Raw genomic sequence first — 16,954 nt, forward strand, 5'->3', positions numbered from 1 at the left:
CGAGTCCAGGGCTGTCAGCAGGCCCCCCGCCGGGGCGGACGCGCTGACGGGGGGGGCGGGAGCGGGCCGGGGCGTCCTTCAGTAGCGCTGGGCCTGGGCCACACGCGGGAAGAGCGTCTTGTCGGCGTCCTTCGTGCTGAAGGCGACCGGCTGGGCGTGTTTGCCGGGCTCGACGTCGCGGGCGCCGACGACCGTGGAGTCCACGACGGCGCCGTCGGAGTCGGCGAATTCGACCTTGACGGCGAAGGACGCCTTCGTGTCGGTGGTGTTGGTGATGCTGACCAGGACGGCGTTGAGGCCGCCGGTCCTGGCCTTGGGGAAGCCGGTGAGCTGGACGTCCTCGACGGCGTTGCCCTGCCCGTCGACCTTGGCCAGCTCCGACTTCGCCTCGGCCGCGGCGCTGCCCGCGCCCGCTTCCACCGACGCCTCGAAGCTGGAGGCGGCTGCCTTCGCGGAGGACTGCGCGGCGGAGGCGGTCTGCTGGGCGGCGGAGGCGAGGGAGTCCAGCGGGGAGGGCAGGGTGCCGGAGAAGTTCCCGGTGCTGGGCGGGGCGCCGGGCGTCGTCGCTCCGGTCGAGCTGTTGCCGGAGGAGTTGTCGCAGGCCGACACCAGCGCCAGGCCGCCGGCCGCCATGGCCACCAGCGCCGCCGCGGTCAGTGAGCGCAGGCGGCGCGAGCGGGCCGTACGGACCCGTCCGTCACCGGTTTCTCCTGCGCGGGTCCCCTCGGTACGACGTCGGCTCACGGGCTTCCCCTCCGGTTTCTGCGCTGGTCACCGGCCGGGCACACGCTCCGGCCGCCCCTCCACCGTGCGGGGTGCCCCGGCGGCGCGCAGCGTGCGCGGTGCCGTACGGGTGACGCGCCGGGCCCGGCGGTCGGGTGTCCGCACCGGCCCTGCGAGGGGGTGTCCGCCGCGGGCCTTGCGCGTTTGCGGGGTCGGCGGGGCGGGCCGAGCATGAGGCCATGACCGATCCGGTGGCGTTCGACGTGGTCAGCGAGGGCTTGGCCGAGGTGCACCGGCGGCTGCTGCCGCTGCGGGACGGCGAGGTGGCGTCGTACATCCCGCAGCTCGCGCTGGCCGACCCGGACGACTTCGGCATCGCGCTGGTGAGCATGGGCGGCCACCGTTACGAGGCGGGCAGGTCACGTACCGAGTTCACCGTGCAGTCGGTGTCCAAGCCGTTCGTGCACGCGCTGGCCCTGTCCGAGCTGGGCCTCGACGAGATGACCCGCTGGGTGGGCAACGAGCCGAGCGGCGACGCCTTCAACGCGATCAGCCTGGAGCACGGCACCGGCCGCCCCGCCAACCCCATGATCAACGCGGGGGCCATCGCGACGACCAATCTCGTACCGGCCGCCTCGCCGGGCGAACGGTCCGCGCGCATCCTCGACGCGCTGAGCGCCTTCGCCGGGCGGCGGCTCACCGTGGACGAGGACGTCTACCGCTCGGAGGCGGCCACCGGCGACCGCAACCGGGCGCTGGCGTATCTCATGCACGCGGCCGGTTCGCTGCGCACCGATCCGGTGGAGGCGGCCGAGGTGTACTTCCGGCAGTGCTCGGTGCTGGTGAACACCGTCGATCTGGCCGTGATGGCGGGGACGCTCGCCAACGGCGGGGTCAATCCGGTGACGCGCGAGCGGGTGGTGGCCGAGCAGGTGGCCGTCGAGGTGCTGTCGGTGATGGCGACCTGCGGGATGTACGACGCGGCCGGTGACTGGCTGGTGCGGGTGGGGCTGCCCGCCAAGAGCGGGGTGTCCGGCGGCCTCGCGGCGGCCAGCCCGGCCCGGTTCGGCATCGCCTGCTACAGCCCGCCGCTGGACCGTACCGGCAGTACGATCCGCGGGGTGGTCGCGCTGCGGGAGCTGTCGCGGCGGTTCGGCATGCATCTGATGCACCACCCGGTGCCGGGCGCGGACACCGTGACGCGGGTCGGCACGGGCGGCAGCGGCGGTACGGGGACCCGGGTCTCCTCCGGGCGGGAGCGGGTGACGGCCGACCGCGACCTGCTGGACCGGGACGGCGACCGGGTGGTGCTGGTGGCCGCGCGCGGCGAGGTGGACTTCCCCGCGGCGGAGCGGCTGCTGCACGCCCTGGCGAGCGCCGTGCCGCTGGTGCCCGGCTGGGTGGTGGTCGACATGGAGCGCGTGACGCACGTCAATCAGGTGGCCGGGCTGATGCTCGGCAACGCCTTCGAGCGGATCTCGGCGGCGGGGCACCAGGTCGCCCTGGTCGGCGCGCCGGACCAGCACTGGGGCGGTGTCGCGGTACGGCACGACAGCGTGGAGGACGCGCTGGCGTGGGCGGAGGACGCACTGCTGTACGAGCTGCGGCCACTGCCCCAGTGAGATATCCATAAAGAGACAAAGGGATTTCATGTCCGGGGGGACTTCGCCGGAAGGGCCTGCCATGCACTCGCCTCTCAGCCCCGCCACCCTCGCCGACCTGCGCCGTCCGCGCCACTACCCCGCCGTCTCCGTGCTGATGCCGACGCACCGCCGGGAGCCGGACAACGCGCAGGACGCCGTACGCCTGCGCAATCTCATCGCGCGGGCCAAGGACGAGGTGGAGTCCGACCCCGAGGTGTCCAGGGCCGACCGGATCGATGTGGTCGAGCAGCTGGACAAGGCGCTGTCCGAGGTGGACCTGGTGCACGCCGAGGACGGTCTGGCGATCTTCGCGGCCCCCGGTGAGCACCAGGTGTGGTCGCTGGACCGCTCGGTGCCGGAGCGGGTGCTGCTCGCGCAGACGTTCCTGACCCGTAACCTCATCGCCGCGCAGGCGGCCGACCAGCCGTACTGGGTGCTGGCGGTCTCCGCCGACCACGCCACCTTGTGGGGCGGCGGCCGGGAGCGGCTGACCGAGCACACCGCGAGCGGTTTCCCGAAGACCCGGTCGCTGCCCGACACCGACATCGAGCGCGAGGAGCGCATCGGAGACCGGCCCAGCACCTTCAACGACGAGGAGACCCGCCGCTATCTGCGCGAGGTCGCCGACGCCGTCGGTACGGTGCTCACGGCCGAGCCGCGGCCCCTCTACGTCGTCGCGGAGGCCGAGGCCCTCGCCGTCCTGGACGAGGTCAGCCCCGATGCCAAGGAGGCCGTCCGGGTCCTCCAGGGCGGTCTGTCCAAGGGCCCCGCCGAAGCCGTCCGGCAGGCCGTGCTGCCCGCCGTCCGCGAGCGCGCCGACCAGGACGTCTCCGATGTCCTCGCGGAACTCGACGCCGCCCGAGGCCGCCGTACCTTCGCCGCGGGCGTGGACGAGGTCTGGCAGTGCGTCGTCGAGGGCCGCGCCGCCGTCGTCGTCATCGAGGACGACTACCGCACCACCGTGCGCGACGACGCCGACCACCTCGTCCCCGCCACGCCAGAAACCCCGGGCGCCCGTGAGGACATCGTCGACGAGATCGCCGAACAGGCCCTCGACACCGGCGCCCGCGTGCACTTCGTCCCCGACGCGATGCTCAACGGCTCCCACCACATCGCGGCCGTGCTGCGCTACTGACGGCCCGCACGGCCTTTCTCCGCCTCGGGCCTCGCCTCATACGCGGTCTCTTGCCCGGTCTCTTGCGCGGCGGGCCCCGCCTCTTGCCCGCTCCCCCAGCTCCGGCAGCCGCCGCGCGTCGTGGCGCGGGAACCGCACGGCGGCGCCGCGCTGGCGCGCCTTGGACTCCGCGGCGCGCAGCGCGGTGTCCGCCAGGTCGGCGTCACCGTGTGCGTGCGGTCCGCCCGTACGAGCGCCTCCGTCAGAAGTCGATTTCCACGTAGTCGATGTCGGTGAACTCGACCAGCAGCCCGTCCGCGCGGCGGCCGCTGTCCTTGAAGTAGACCTCCTGGAGGCCCTCGGCGGCGATGGCCTGGAGCTGCTGTTCGGTGGCGCCGGAGGACTGGGCTTCGAAGAGCCGGGCGGCGTAGGCGGGCGGGAGGTGCTGGGTGATCCGGCGCATGCGGCCGTCGTCGGTGGAGCCGGGGGCGGCGGTGAAGCCGAAGCGGGCGCGGGTCTCGATGACGAGGCCGTCGGAGGTGGCGGCGCGGCGCTGGGCGCGCTGTTTGACACGGGGCTGCCAGTCCTGCCGGACGGCGGCGGCGAGGCGGTCGGCGAGTTCGCGCCGCGGCCGCTTGAGCGTGCCCTTCAGGTAGCGCTCGACGGTGCGCTGGGTGACGCCGAGGCGCTGGGCGACGGCGCGGGTGGAGCCCTTGGCGTATTTGACCAGGAAGCGCATCTGGGCCTGCGCGGACTTGGGGATCGGCCGGGTCTGGGTGTTGGCCGTCGCCTTGTCGAGGCTGTCGCCGATGATGCCCACGCTGTGGTCCTACTCTCCGTCGACGGCGGCGTCGGTGCCCTTGATGTGGCGGGCCGGGTTGTGGCCCTGGTCGAGGAGTTCGACCGCCCACATCAGGTCCTGGGTGCCTTCGTGCTTGACCATGCCGGGACTGACGCCGAGCCGGAATCCGCCGGGCAGCGGCTTGCCCTCCGGCGCGCGCGGCAGGAAGTCCAGCGGCGAGGGGCCGTCCGAGGCGTAGACGGCGCAGTCGGACAGCACGGCGAGCGGGTAGAGCCCGACGGCGGCGAACTTCCGCATTTTGCGGTGCATGTTGACCCGCGCGGAGGAGATCACGGCCGCGCGGATGTCGGGCCGCCAGGTGGGGCGGTCCAGCGCGGACCACCGCTCCCCCGGCCGGTAGCCCGCGCCCTGCGGGCGCTCGCGGAGCTTGCCGATGCCGCCCTTGACGGTCGCCTTGACGGCGGACAGCACGGCGGCCAGGCCCGGATCGGTGTCCTTGTGGACGGCCATCGCGGCCAGGAAGTCCGCCTCGTCCATCCCCGCGGTGACGCCGAGCTGCCCCATCGTGGCGAGGTAGGCGTCCCGCAGCCGGGTGTACCAGGCGTCCAGATACGCGCCGGTCTCCGGCCGTACGTACGCCTCGACGGGCTTGACGTCGTGGCCGAGTTCGACGGCGTAGGCGACGGTCGGGGTGGCGTACCAGGCGGGTCCCTCGGGGCGGGTGCCCTGGGGGGTGAAGGGGCTCGGCAGCCGGGGGTCGAGTTCGATGCCGGAGAGGTCGACGAGCCAGCAGCCGGGCAGCGCCTTGTCGAAGCCGGGGGCGGTGCGGTGGACGGGGGCGCCGAGGCCGACGGTGAGGCGGTTCGCGGCGGCGGCGAAGGCCATGTTGACGTCGATGCCGACCGCGTACGGCCTGGCGCACTCGTCGTCGCCGAGGAGCTGCGGGTCGCGGATCCAGTCGTACGCCTCCTCGTCCAGCACCTGGTCCGGTGTGCGCCGGTGGCCGCGCGGATGGAGCCGGGCCGCCACGGGGTGCTCGTCGGGGGCCTCGGGCGGCGCGGGGTCGACGGCGGCGCCGAGCGCGCCTGCCACCTGCCCCGACACCCACGCGCCGCTCGTCTCGTCCCGTACGGCCCTGGTCGGCGGGCGCAGGCTCGTCATCAGTTCGAGGCCGCAGACGGCGGTCGAGCCGCGCGGGGTGATCACGCGGGTGGCGTACGTGCCGAGGACGCGGGCCACTTCGGCGGGCGGCGCCTGGTCCACGTTCCCCCACGACCGGCTGTCCAGCGCGCCCCAGGGCAGGATCGCGAGCTGTACGCACTGGCGCTGTCCGGCCTGCGCGGGCCGGTAGACGCGTGCCCAGGGGCCGAAGCCGCGCCGGGTGAGCTGCCAGCCCGCGCGGGCGACGCGGCGTACGGCCTCGTGGTCCTCGGGCAGCCGCAGCCCGCGCCGGTCGGCCAGTTCCGCGGGGAGGCCGAAGCGGGTGGTGGCGGACTCGGTGAGGACGACCAGCGGGTCGGCGTCCTTGCCCGAGCGGTGCAGCCGGGCCGCGCCGAGGCGTGCGTCGGTGAGGGCCCACTGCACGAGCGACGGAATGTCGTCCGCCGGGCATTCCAGGACGAGGCCGCCGACGCAGTACGCGCTGCCGTCGCCGTCCACGACGGCCAGCGGTCCGTTGGCGAACCGCGGATCGGCACCGGGCTCGGGGGCACGGACGGAGGCGGGGGCCTGGGGGCGACGAGCAGAGGCGGGGCGGCGCGGCGGCGCGGCGGGCTGGCGCGCGGGGGCGGCTGCTGGTTCGGGTGCGGGGTCAACGGGGGCCGCGGAACGGGGAGTTGGCGGCGCCACCACGGCGACCGGCGCGGGCACAGGTACGGGCACAGGTACGGGCACAGGTTGCGGGGCCGGCTCAGGAGCCGTGGCGACCGGCGGCGCCGGATGCAGCGCAGCGAGACCGTCCAGCAGCCGTACGTACGCCGCCCGCTTCGGCGACCTCGGCTCGGCGCGGCCGGACTCCCACGCGGTGACCGTCTCGCGCCGCACCTTGAGCGTCTTCGCGATCTGGTCCTGGCTGATCCCGGCCGCCTCACGCAGCCGCTTGCGCTCGGCGGGTTCCGGCAGCGAGTCCTGCGCGGCCACCTGTTCGAGCAGCGCGTCGACCGAAGCGAACAGCTCGCCCTGCTCATTCGACAACCGGACCACCTCCGGCCGTCACCCTAGCCAAACACACACCCGAACACACGCCGGACACACAGTGTCCGGCGATCATGCCGGCGCGGCGACCGGCTACGGCTGCCGCGTCACCCCGCTCACCGTGAGCCGTACCGGCAGCGCGCCGCTGCCGATCAGGGCGGCCAGGTCCTCCGCGCGCTGCCGGTCGAAGTCGCCGAAGATCTGCGCCGCGCCGTCGGTGATGGCCTGCTGGACGGCCGGTGCGGACAGCAGGTCGTCGTCGAGCAGGATCGCGAACTGATTGGCGGGCGGCGTCTCCTGGGCCAGCGCCGCGGTGACCGTGCCGAATGTCTTCGCGCCCCGCTCGGTGAAGTTCAGATTCACCATCCACTGGCCGGAGTTCGGCTCGTACGCGGGCTTGGCGCTCTTGACGTCCTCGCCGTCGAGCGCGACCGGGCCGAGCAGGTACTTCTGGCCGGTCTTGGCGTCGCAGGCCGGGGTCGGCTCCTCGGGCCTGGACAGCGGGGGCGTGCCGGTGACCGGGCAGGTGAGGGCGTCGAAGCGCTGCCGAATCTCGGCGGACCCCTCCGCGTGATCGCCCTTGACCGCCCGGAAGGCCAGCTCGGCGGTCGCCGCCAACTGCCGCAGCCGGTCGCCGCTGTCGCCGGGCGCGTCGGCGGTGATGACGTTGCCGCGCTGTTCGATACGGGTGCCGGTCAGTCCGAAGGCGGCGGCGCGTTCCTTGAGCCGCCGCACCGTCTCCTGGAGTTGGTCCGCGCTCATCGCCGAGGCGGCGGTGTACGTGGCGACGGTGCGGCCCGAGGCGGTCGACTCCGACGGCTTCACACCGCTGTCGGGGTCGACCGCGTCGGGATCAACGGTGCCGGGGCCGGACGGGCCGGAACGGGCGGCGCCGGGCGAGCCGGGGGACGGCGAGCCCGACGAGCAGGCGGCGAGAGCCGGGCCGAGCGTGATCAGGACGACGGTGAGGGCGACCGTGGACACGGTACGGTGAGGACGCATCCGCTCAGTCTGACGTGTGATCAGCCGCTACGACAGTACGGGCGCGCTCGGCGCCGGCCCAGTCGACGGCCGCCGTACCCACAGCAGGAGGACGACGGAGACGACGGCGGCGAAGGCGCACCAGGTGGAGACGAATTCGGTCCGCCACACCGCCGCGCAGACCGCGGCCCCCACCCCGGTGAGGACGCCGAGCAGCCGCAGCATCCGGTCCGCGCTGAGCAGCAGGGAGCCGACGGTGGCCACCAGATATCCGGCGATGACCAGCGGTACGGCGGGCACGTCCACCGCGTAGCCGACGGTGTGGCCGCGGATGTCGGCGACGGGCGCCCGGTCGATCAGGCAGGCGACGAGCACGACGGCGGTGGCGAGTCCGGCCAGCACCGGTACGGCCAGCCGCAGCCGCCCGCCCGGCGGCGCGGCGGTCAGCACGGCGAGCGGCACATAGGCGGCCAGCAGCGGCAGCGCGATGATCGCCCACGCGAGGGTGGCGGGCCCGGTGCCGCCGCCGCGGTGCCAGACCGCGGCCTCGATGAGCTGATGGGCGCCGAGCACCAGCGGCAGCGCCGCCAGCGGCAGGTCCCGGGCCCGGCGTACGCGCGCGACGCAGGTCACGCCCAGGGCGCAGATCACCGAGCCCGCCGCCAGATCGGCCGTGGCGCTCCAGCACATGAGGTCCCCTCGCGTCGTGCGGTCCGATGATCCGTTGTACGTCCCCGTCACGCTACGACGCCTGCCCTCTTCCGGCCGCGGGACCCCGCCGCGCGGCCGGGGGAAATCGCCTCCGGCGGGAATCGCGGGTGAGACGACGAAAAACGGCCCCACGCGCCGAAGCGCGTGGGGCCGTTGACGGTGCTCGGTGCTCAGTGCTCGGTGCTCAGTGCTCAGTGCTCGGTGCTCAGTGCTCAGTGCTCAGTGCTCAAAGCGTCGGGCGCTCAGGTACTCCTACGGGACCGCCCGCGCTCAACTCGCGAGCAGATCCCGGGTCCCGGCGGTCCAGGCGCGCGGGCCGGTGAAGCCGTGCGCGCGCCAGCGGGCGGCGCCCCGGCGGCGGGCGGCCGTCGCGTGGTCGGCGTCGGCCGCCGCGCGAACGGTGGCGGCGCGGGCGAGCAGCACGGCGGTGACCGCGGCGATCTCCTCGGGTGTCGCGGTGCCGCGCTCGACACGTACCAGCGTCGTCGGCGCCGGAGCCGCCTCGGGTGCGGCGAGCGGCACCACGGCGGGCGCGGCGTTGATCGTCTCCAGCGCGGGCGGTCCCGGCTGCGCCGGGATGGTCAGCGTGCCGACCCGCACCAGGTGCGGTGCGGCGGGGGTGGGAGCGGTGATGGCGGCGGGCATGGGCGGTGTCCCCTTCGGTCTCGGAACTGCCGGACGGAATGCACGAGTTGCGGGCGGCTGCGCTGACGCACCGTCAAGGGCTGTGCGGAGTACGGCGGGCTACTGCGGCGGGTTGCCGTGCTTGCGGCGCGGCAGGTCCGCGTCCTTCGTCCGCAGCATGGACAGCGACCGGATCAGCACCGACCGCGTGTCGCGCGGGTCGATGACGTCGTCCACCAGGCCGCGTTCGGCCGCGTAGTAGGGGTGCACGAGTTCCCTGCGGTACTCCTCGATCTTCTGGATCCGCATCGCCTCGGGGTCCTCGGCGGCGGCGATCTCGCGGCGGAAGACGACGTTGGCCGCGCCCTCCGCGCCCATGACGGCGATCTCGTTGCTGGGCCAGGCCAGCGCGATGTCGGCGCCGATCGACTGCGAGTCCATGACGATGTACGCGCCGCCGTACGCCTTGCGCAGCACCACCGAGATCCGCGGCACCGACGCGTTGCAGTAGGCGTACAGCAGTTTGGCGCCGCGCCGGATGATGCCGTCGTGTTCCTGGTCGACGCCGGGCAGGAAGCCGGGGACGTCGACCAGGGTGACGATCGGGATGTTGAAGGCGTCGCAGAACTGCACGAAGCGCGCGGCCTTCTCCGACGCCTTGATGTCCAGCACCCCGGCCATCGCCGACGGCTGGTTGGCGACGATGCCGACGGTCTGCCCGTCGAGCCGGGCCAGCGCGCAGACGATGTTGGGCGCCCAGGCGGCGTGCACCTCCATCGAGTCGCCGTCGTCGACCAGTTCCTCGATGACGTCCCTGATGTCGTAGCTGCGGTTGCCGTCGGTCGGCACGATCTCCAGCAGTGCGTCGCCCGGCCGGTCCACCGGGTCCTGTCCGGGGCTGGCCGGGGGCAGTTCGCGGTTGTTGGACGGCAGCAGCGACAGCAGGTAGCGGACCTCGGCGAGGCAGGTGTGCACGTCGTCGTAGGCGAAGTGGGCGACGCCGGAGACGCTGGCGTGCACGTCGGCGCCGCCGAGCGCGTCCTGGGTCACCTCCTCGCCGGTGACGGCCTGCACGACGTCGGGCCCGGTGATGAACATCTGCGAGATGCCGCGGACGGCGAAGATGAAGTCGGTCAGGGCCGGGGAGTACGCGGCGCCCCCGGCGCAGGGGCCGAGCATCACGCTGATCTGCGGGATCACGCCCGACGCCTTGGTGTTGCGCTGGAAGATGCCGCCGTAACCGGCGAGCGCGGAGACGCCTTCCTGGATACGGGCGCCCGCGCCGTCGTTGAGCGAGACCAGCGGGGCGCCGGCCGCGATGGCCATGTCCATGATCTTGTGGATCTTCTCGGCGTGCGCCTCGCCGAGCGCGCCGCCGAACATCCGGAAGTCGTGGGCGTAGACGAAGACCGTCCGGCCCTCGACGGTGCCCCAGCCGGTGACCACGCCGTCGGTGTGCGGGCGCTTGCCCTCCAGGCCGAAGCCGCTGGCCCGGTGCCGCCGCAGCGCCTCGACCTCGGTGAAGCTGCCCTTGTCCAGGAGCAGGTCGATCCGCTCCCTCGCGGTCAGCTTGCCCTTGGCGTGCTGGCGTTCTGTCGCCGTGGGGTCGGGGCCCTGCCGGGCCAGCTCCTTGAGGTCGCTCAGTTCCTGCAACCGGTCGGGGACCTCGGCGGGAGACTCCGCGTTGGGCATGGCGCTCCACCCTCCCTTGCTCGGGTTCATGTCGATCACTCCTGTGGCCGCCGGACGGCGGCCTGCGGCACGCGGTGCACCCGCGTGCGGGAATCGGCGATCAGCTCCGTGGCGTCCTCGGCGTGGAGGCAGTCGGCGGTCAGTGTGCGGACGACGGTGCGGTAGTGGTGCGGGGTGCGGACGGCCGCCGCGGTGGCGTGGCCCGGCGGTCCCGGCACATCGGTGACGGACCATCCGGACGGGCGGTGCGGGCCGCCGCGCCGGGCCGCCGCGGTCCCGAGGTAGTCGGCGGCCAGGTCGCGGCGCAGACCGGTGCCGAGGCCCTTGAGATACGCCTCCTTGCGGGTCCACAGCCGGGCGAAGGCCGCGGGCCTCCTGCGGCCGGGCACAGCGGCCAACTCCGCCTGTTCCGCGGGGTGCAGGTCGGGCAGGCACAGCCGTACGGCGTTGGCCGGCGGCACCCGCTGCACGTCCACGCCGACGGTGGCGCCCGCGAGGGCGACGACCGCGACCTGGTGGCTGTGGGACAGCGAGAAGTGCGGCCAGTCGGGCACGGGGCCGCGCGGGCGGTCGAGCAGCACCGGGCGGCCGTGCGGGCCGCCGCAGCAGGGGCAGCGGTCCCGGCCGAGCCGCAGCGCCCGCGGCGGGAGGCCGGTGTAGGCCGACAGCAGGCGGCGCAGGGCGACGTGGGCGGAGAGGTAGCGCACCCGGTCGCCCGTACGCAGCAGGCCCGCGGCACGCTCGCGTTCGTCGTCGTCCAGTTCCCCGACCGGCAGCGGCGCCGGGTCGGTGTGCGTCCAGGGCCGGGGCAGCACCCAGATGTGCAGGTCGCCCGGCGCGACGGTCAGAGCCGGTGCGGTGGCGGCCCCCGTACGGTCCACCGCGCCGCTCACCGCGCGGTGCGCGCCGCTGCGGTGAGCCGCGGCCTCTCCGCCGGGGTGTCGAAGACGGCCCCGGCGACGGCGCCGACCGGGGCCGTCTGCGGGACGCTCTGCGGGACGGGGGTCACCAGCCCGGCCAGCAGCGCCGCCACCTCGGTGACCGAGTCGTCCCGCAGCAGGTCCGCGGCGGGGACGTCGACGCCCAGCGCCGAGACGAGCCTGCGGCGCAGCGCCAGCGCGGTGATCGAGTCGACGCCCTGGCTGCGCAGCGACCGGTCGGTGCTGATCCGGTGGGCCGGGGGCACATGAAGATACGGCTCCAACTGACGGCAGATGTAACGCTCGATGATCCTGGTCCGCACGTCGATGCCCGCGGCACGCAGGACGTGCGGGTCGGGAAGCCCCCTCAGGTGCAGGGGGACCGTCTGTTCCATCACGGCATACCGCCTTCCATCGGTAGTGCACGGACCGGCGCCGCCGTTGCGCTGTGGCGCGGCGGTTCACCGGCAGGTTCGAGAACGTGCCGCGCGGACGGCTCCGCGGGGCACGGGTCGCTCCGCGCGGTGGCGGAGCATCGGCCCGCGGCGGTCGTCCGGGACCGGGCCCGCGGCCCTCGTGGGGACGGGCGCGGTACGGACGGGGCGCGTACGGGAGGGGGTGCGGGGACCTCGGGGCACCGTGCGCGCGCCGGCGTCACGCGCCGGTCGTCGGGACGGCCGGGGTCTCGGGCGACCGGCTGTCGGTCTCCCGCGCGCGCCCGGCCTCCCGATCACCGTCGCCCTCGCGCTCCGCCCGGTCGCCCTCGCGCTCCGCCCGGTCGCCGTCGTCCCCTCGGCCCGGACGGGGCCGGTCAAGCAGCATGGCGACCGCCGCCGCGGCCAGCGAGACGATGCCACCCGCGTAGAGTCCTGATCTGGCGCCCCAGTGCTCGGTGAGCCAGCCGACCGCCAGCGCGCCCAGCGGGGTGGTCCCCTGGAGGATGAGCGCGTAGATGGCCAGCACCCGCCCGCTGAACGCGGGGTCGGCGCCGAGCTGGATGCGGTGGTTGGCCGCCTGGGCGAAGTAGAGCGTGGTGAAGCCGGTGACCGCGAGCAGCAGCAGCTCGCTCAGGTAGTTCGGCGCCCAGCCCGCCGCGGTCTCGGCCGCGCCGAAGGCCAGCGCGGAGCCGGTCACCAGCCGTCCGCTCGGCCGGGTCGTACGCGAGGTGGTGACCAGCGCCGCCAGCAGTGATCCGGCCGCCAGCGCCGTGGTGAGCAGTCCGAAGGAGGCCGCGGAGGTGTGGAAGACCGTCTTGGCCACCAGCGGCAGCGTGAGCTGGAAGTTGAACCCGGCCAGGCCGATGACGGCGACCAGGGCGAGCGGCAGCAGCAGGTCGGGGCGGCTCGCGGTGTAGCGCAGGCCGTCGATCACGCGGGCGCGGGCTGCGCCCGGCGGCCCGCGGTGCAGTTCGGCGGGCCGCATCATCCGCAGCGCGACGACCGTGGCCAGATAGCTGACGGCGTTGAGCAGGACGACGGGTCCGGTGCCGAGCCAGCCGACGAGCAGGCCGCCGAAGGCGGGCCCCGCCACCCGTGCGACGTTGAAGTACGCCGCGCTCAACGCCGAAGCGTTGGGCAGCAGTTCGGGGCCGACCATCTCGCGCACGAACGACATGCGGGTGGGGATCTCCACGGCGCTCGCGGTGCCGAGGCCGAGGGCGAACAGATACAGATGCCACAGCCGCAGCGTCCCGGTGAGCATCAGGGGCGCGAGCAGGGCGGCGAGCACACCGCAGACCAGGTTGGCGGCGACGAGCAGCGCGCGCTTGTCGTGGCGGTCGGCGAGCCGCCCGCCGTACAGCGCGAGGAGCAGGACCGGGGTGAACTGAAGGGCCGTCACCAAGCCGAGCGCGGTGGGTGAGTTGTCGGTGAGCGAGAGGACCGCCCAGTCCTGCGCGACCACCATCATCCAGGTGCCGGCCGCCGAGACGACCTGGCCGAGCGCGAAGAGCCGGAAGTTGCGCACGGCCAGCGACCGGAAGGGCCCGCCCGCGGACCGCCGTGCCCCGCCCTTCGGTTGGCGGAGGGCGCCGGCCCTCGAACGGTCGGCGCCCTCCGGTCGGAGGCTGGAACTCACGCGCCCGTCTCGGGCGCGCCGAACCACCGCTGGAGCGCCTCGGCCAGGCCGTCCTCACCGCCCGTCGAGACCCAGGCGACATGTCCGTCGGGCCGGAGCAGGACCGCGGTGGCCCCCGCCAACTCCCGTGCGGACAGCCCCTCGGGCTCGGCGACCGTGCCGCTGACGGTCAGGACGCGGCTCTTCCAGGGCGCGGCGACCGCGCGCACGGCCGCCGCGTCGGCGAGGTCGACGAGCACGCCCTGCGCGGTGTGCAGCAGTTCCGTGGTGTCGGTGCCGCCGCCGTCGGTGTCGACCTTCAGCGGGGTCAGCCGGCGTCCGGTCAGCGGGTGGTCGTCGTCCTTCGCGCCGAAGTCGTAGCGGATGTCGAGGCCGCTGACGGTGCCCGCGAGGTGCCGCTTGACCTCGTCGTACTCGATCAGCTCGGCGAACATCTCGCGGATCGGGTCCATTTCGGGACCGCCGACGTAGACCATGCCCTGGGTGGCGGTGTTCATCATCAGCCGCTCACCGACCCGGTGCCGCTCGGCGTGGTAGGTGTCGAGCAGACCCTCGGGCGCCCAGCCGGTGACGACCGCGGCCAGCTTCCAGCCGAGGTTGGCCGCGTCCTGCACGCCGGTGCTCAAGCCCTGGCCGCCCGCGGGCAGGTGGATGTGGGCGGCGTCGCCCGCCAACAGCACGCGCCCGCGCCGGTATTCGGTGACCAGCCGGTTGGCGTCGGTGAACGAGCCGACCCAGTCGGCGGTACCGGCGCTGATGTCCTCGCCCGTGATCCGCTGCCAGGCACCTGCCACTTCGGCGAAGGTCGGCTCCTCGGTGCGGTCCGGCGGCGGGGTGCCGTTCTCGACCACGATGACCCGGTCGACGTTCTCGCCCAGCGGCGCGGCCATGATCATGCCGCCGGGCAGCCGCTCGCCGAGGAATCGCGGGCGCAGCCCGCAGCCGACCACGTCGGCGAGGTACATGCCGCGGGTCGGGTCGGTGCCGGGGAAGTCGAAGCCGACGGCCTTGCGGACCGCGCTCTTTCCGCCGTCGCAGCCGACCAGGTACGAGGCGCGCAGGTGGCGTACGCCGTCCGCGGTCCCCGCGGTGAGGGTCACCGCCCCTTCCCCGTCGGCGACTTCGAGGAATTCCCAGCCGCGGCGGATGTCGGCGCCCAGGCCCACGGCCCACGCCTCCAGCACGGACTCGGTGAGCGACTGCGGGATGCCGCGGGCGCCGAAGTGCGCGCCCTCCAGCACCGTGTAGTCGAAGACCAGGCCGCCGAAGTGGCCGACCGGGGAGATCTCCAGGGTGCCGTCGGGGCCGCCGAAGGCGGGCAGCAGCCCGCGCTGGTCGAACACCTCCATGGCGCGGGCGGTGAAGCCCAGGCCGCGCGACTGCCCGGTGGGTTCGTCCAGGCGTTCCACGACGATCACCCGGGCGCCGCCCAGCAGCAGTTCACCGGCGAGCATCAGCCCGGTGGGCCCCGCCCCCACGATGATCACATCGGTGTCCAGGGCAGCGGCTCCGCCCGCGTCCGTGCTGTCCCTCTCGTGCACCTTCTCGTCCACCTTCTCGTCCACGTCTGACTCCTGTCTGAAAGGAAGTTGCCTCCGGCGAACGGGGCCACGGGCAGGGACGCGCCGCCGGACGGCCCGTCAGGAGGCGTCCGGCGGCGCTGGCGCGGGTGCGGTACGTCTGCGATGCGTACGGCGGGGGGCCCTGCGTACGGCGGCGCTCGACGGCCTGGGTACGGCGAGGGCTCAGCGCGCGAAGAGCTGCGCGATGTGCGCGGGCGCGTCCGTACCGGCCCATTCGACGGCGCTCTGGATCACCGCCGGCGTGGCCTCGAAGCACCTGTTGTCGGGCGAGCCCAACTCGAAGGGGGCGGGGAGGAATTCGGACGTCCGCAGCCGCTCGAAGAGCTGGGCCGCGCCGGCCTTGGCCTCCAGCGTGCCCGCCTCGACCTGCTGGCAGATGGAGCGGGTGAAGCCGAGCAGCTCCGATATGTCCTGGCCGACCGGGGCCGGGAGTCCGGGCACATCGCGCTTCTCCAGGTCGCGGAAGACCTGCTCGTCGCGCTCGGGGTCGGCCATGAAGGTGCGGTACGCCCGGTCGATGGTGACCGTCGGCAGGATGCTGGTCGACTCCCACACCCGGATGACCGCGTTCCACAGGTCGTAGTCGCGGAAGCCGACGAAGGAGCAGTAGACGAGGTCGTCGTGGATGTCGAACAGGCCCTGCTGGAGGCTGTCGACATACGCGAACCGCTCGACGGACCAGTCGCCGTCCTTGGACGCCTCGATCAGCCGCCAGGCGAGGGCGTTGACGACCTCGAGGGTGTTGGTCAGGCCGCGCGAGTACAGCGCGTCGATGAATCCGGCGGCGTGCGCGGTCAGACAGTAGCGCTCGCCGACGGTCTGCGTCGCGGAGTACTGGAGCCGGCCGGTGGCCACCCACGGGCGTACGGCGGTGGCGCCGGTGAACTGCTCGGCGATCTCGGGGTACCGCTCCAGGAACTGGTCGAACTGCTCCTGCGCGGAGACGCCGGGCTCGGCGGGGAATTTGCGCTCGTCCAGTTGCAGGCCCACGCTGCACAGCGGGTTGAGGGCGCCGTCGTGGTTGTCGAACGGGATCACCCAGAGCCAGCCGCCGTCGAAGACGTGGTGCAGGGTGCCGTTGTGCCAGGGGCTGGGCTGCTTGTGCGAGCGGGCCGCCTTCGCGTCGTCGAAGGGTGTGACGCCGACCATGTGCGTGAACAGCGAGCGCGAGTGCGCCCTGGCGCGGGTCGGGGTCTCGCGCAGCCCGAACTTCTCCGCGACCGGCGACCGGAAGCCGCTGCCGTCGATGAGGTAACTGGCGTGGAATTCCTCGCCCTTGTCGGACCTGAGCAGCACCCCGTGCTCGGGGAACACCTCGATGTCGGCGATCTTCGTGGCGACCTTGGGCACCGCGCCGTACTTCACGGCGAGGTTGAACAGATAGGCGTCCACGTCCTGCCGGAACAGGTGCGTCTCGGTGCGCTGCCACTCGGGCACCACGAGCTGGTTGATCTGTTCGGGGTCCTGCGGCTGCCCTTCGACGTGGTAGACGAAGCCGAAGTTCTGCTTGCGCCCGCACGACGGGGCGATCTTCTCCTGGATGCCCTTGAAGCTGGCCAGCGGCTCGATCTCGGGCACCTGGTAGCGCTCGGCGATGATCCGGGTCATCGACGAGGTGTACGGGATGGTGGACTCCCCCACCGCGAAGCGCGGGTGCACGCCCGCGTCGATGAGCAGGACCTTCACCCCGTTGCGGGCCAGCACCGAGCCCAGCAGACCGCCGGCCATTCCCGCGCCGAGGATCGCCACATCGAACTTCTCATTGGACTGGGCCTGTTGGGCGGTTGTGTTCATGCTGCTTCGTCCCTCCCGGGTAGGAATGTGTCGGGGCACGCGAAAACGTCCCCGGCTCCCGGTGCGGGAGAGGGGACGTCACGGGGTCGGTGCGGTGC

The 16,954-nt window shown here is 73.6% G+C and carries 14 protein-coding genes; 2 read left to right on the top strand and 12 right to left on the bottom strand.

Annotated elements, in window-relative coordinates:
- Nucleotides 1–78: 78 nt before the first annotated feature.
- Nucleotides 79–744: a hypothetical protein gene (locus ACIQCJ_RS18510; protein ID WP_402711932.1), complete on the bottom strand. Its 666-nt coding sequence runs from the start codon at nucleotides 742–744 to the stop codon at nucleotides 79–81.
- Nucleotides 745–962: 218 nt separating this feature from the next.
- Here ACIQCJ_RS18510 and glsA point away from each other — a divergent pair, with 218 nt between their 5' ends.
- Together glsA and ACIQCJ_RS18520 are read left to right on the top strand one after the other, a co-directional pair.
- Nucleotides 963–2,345, top strand: a complete 1,383-nt coding sequence (gene glsA, locus ACIQCJ_RS18515) for a glutaminase A (protein ID WP_401853821.1) — start codon at nucleotides 963–965, stop codon at nucleotides 2,343–2,345.
- A gap of 61 nt (nucleotides 2,346–2,406) precedes the next feature.
- The gene (locus ACIQCJ_RS18520) at nucleotides 2,407–3,501 is read left to right on the top strand and encodes a chemotaxis protein (protein WP_355341064.1); all 1,095 of its coding nucleotides are present in this window, start codon (nucleotides 2,407–2,409) and stop codon (nucleotides 3,499–3,501) included.
- A 241-nt stretch (nucleotides 3,502–3,742) separates the two neighbouring features.
- On the opposite strand, the gene tpg is transcribed toward ACIQCJ_RS18520, so the two are convergent.
- From tpg to ACIQCJ_RS18575, 11 genes are all read right to left on the bottom strand, one after another.
- On the bottom strand, nucleotides 3,743–4,300 hold the full coding sequence (gene tpg, locus ACIQCJ_RS18525) for a telomere-protecting terminal protein Tpg (protein WP_355341067.1): 558 nt from the start codon (nucleotides 4,298–4,300) through the stop codon (nucleotides 3,743–3,745).
- 9 nt (nucleotides 4,301–4,309) lie between these two features.
- Nucleotides 4,310–6,475, bottom strand: a complete 2,166-nt coding sequence (gene tap / locus ACIQCJ_RS18530; protein WP_402711933.1) for a telomere-associated protein Tap — start codon at nucleotides 6,473–6,475, stop codon at nucleotides 4,310–4,312.
- A gap of 93 nt (nucleotides 6,476–6,568) precedes the next feature.
- The gene (secD, locus tag ACIQCJ_RS18535) at nucleotides 6,569–7,477 is read right to left on the bottom strand and encodes a preprotein translocase subunit SecD (RefSeq protein WP_402711934.1); all 909 of its coding nucleotides are present in this window, start codon (nucleotides 7,475–7,477) and stop codon (nucleotides 6,569–6,571) included.
- 27 nt (nucleotides 7,478–7,504) lie between these two features.
- Nucleotides 7,505–8,146: a DUF6629 family protein gene (locus ACIQCJ_RS18540; RefSeq protein ID WP_401853829.1), complete on the bottom strand. Its 642-nt coding sequence runs from the start codon at nucleotides 8,144–8,146 to the stop codon at nucleotides 7,505–7,507.
- Between the two features lie 291 nt (nucleotides 8,147–8,437).
- Nucleotides 8,438–8,812, bottom strand: coding sequence for an acyl-CoA carboxylase epsilon subunit (locus tag ACIQCJ_RS18545; RefSeq protein ID WP_391045086.1), 375 nt, complete (start codon nucleotides 8,810–8,812; stop codon nucleotides 8,438–8,440).
- Nucleotides 8,813–8,911: 99 nt separating this feature from the next.
- Entirely contained in the window at nucleotides 8,912–10,483 is a 1,572-nt protein-coding gene (locus ACIQCJ_RS18550; RefSeq protein WP_355341348.1) for an acyl-CoA carboxylase subunit beta, read from the bottom strand.
- A gap of 35 nt (nucleotides 10,484–10,518) precedes the next feature.
- Nucleotides 10,519–11,364: a 4'-phosphopantetheinyl transferase family protein gene (locus ACIQCJ_RS18555; protein ID WP_402711935.1), complete on the bottom strand. Its 846-nt coding sequence runs from the start codon at nucleotides 11,362–11,364 to the stop codon at nucleotides 10,519–10,521.
- 8 nt (nucleotides 11,365–11,372) lie between these two features.
- Entirely contained in the window at nucleotides 11,373–11,798 is a 426-nt protein-coding gene (locus tag ACIQCJ_RS18560; RefSeq protein ID WP_355341083.1) for an acyl carrier protein, read from the bottom strand.
- Between the two features lie 259 nt (nucleotides 11,799–12,057).
- Nucleotides 12,058–13,368 carry an MFS transporter gene (locus tag ACIQCJ_RS18565; RefSeq protein ID WP_402711936.1) on the bottom strand — a complete coding sequence of 437 codons (1,311 nt, stop codon included), beginning with the start codon at nucleotides 13,366–13,368 and terminating at the stop codon, nucleotides 12,058–12,060.
- A 107-nt stretch (nucleotides 13,369–13,475) separates the two neighbouring features.
- Nucleotides 13,476–14,978 (bottom strand): FAD-dependent monooxygenase, encoded by a 1,503-nt coding sequence (locus ACIQCJ_RS18570; protein WP_391045638.1) that lies wholly within the window; start codon nucleotides 14,976–14,978, stop codon nucleotides 13,476–13,478.
- A 246-nt stretch (nucleotides 14,979–15,224) separates the two neighbouring features.
- On the bottom strand, nucleotides 15,225–16,856 hold the full coding sequence (locus ACIQCJ_RS18575; RefSeq protein WP_391045094.1) for a tryptophan 7-halogenase: 1,632 nt from the start codon (nucleotides 16,854–16,856) through the stop codon (nucleotides 15,225–15,227).
- Nucleotides 16,857–16,954: the final 98 nt, after the last annotated feature.

The sequence above is a fragment of the Streptomyces sp. NPDC093221 genome, assembly GCF_044753885.1.
GTDB lineage: Bacteria > Actinomycetota > Actinomycetes > Streptomycetales > Streptomycetaceae > Actinacidiphila.

Excerpts from the sequence above, each read along its gene's own strand:
- ACIQCJ_RS18520 (WP_355341064.1), top strand. The coding sequence starts at position 2,407 with ATGCACTCGCCTCTCAGCCCCGCCACCCTCGCCGACCTGCGCCGTCCG.
- ACIQCJ_RS18560 (WP_355341083.1), bottom strand. The coding sequence starts at position 11,798 with ATGGAACAGACGGTCCCCCTGCACCTGAGGGGGCTTCCCGACCCGCAC.
- ACIQCJ_RS18575 (WP_391045094.1), bottom strand. The coding sequence starts at position 16,856 with ATGAACACAACCGCCCAACAGGCCCAGTCCAATGAGAAGTTCGATGTG.
- secD (WP_402711934.1), bottom strand. The coding sequence starts at position 7,477 with ATGCGTCCTCACCGTACCGTGTCCACGGTCGCCCTCACCGTCGTCCTG.
- ACIQCJ_RS18540 (WP_401853829.1), bottom strand. The coding sequence starts at position 8,146 with ATGTGCTGGAGCGCCACGGCCGATCTGGCGGCGGGCTCGGTGATCTGC.
- ACIQCJ_RS18550 (WP_355341348.1), bottom strand. The coding sequence starts at position 10,483 with ATGCCCAACGCGGAGTCTCCCGCCGAGGTCCCCGACCGGTTGCAGGAA.
- glsA (WP_401853821.1), top strand. The coding sequence starts at position 963 with ATGACCGATCCGGTGGCGTTCGACGTGGTCAGCGAGGGCTTGGCCGAG.
- ACIQCJ_RS18545 (WP_391045086.1), bottom strand. The coding sequence starts at position 8,812 with ATGCCCGCCGCCATCACCGCTCCCACCCCCGCCGCACCGCACCTGGTG.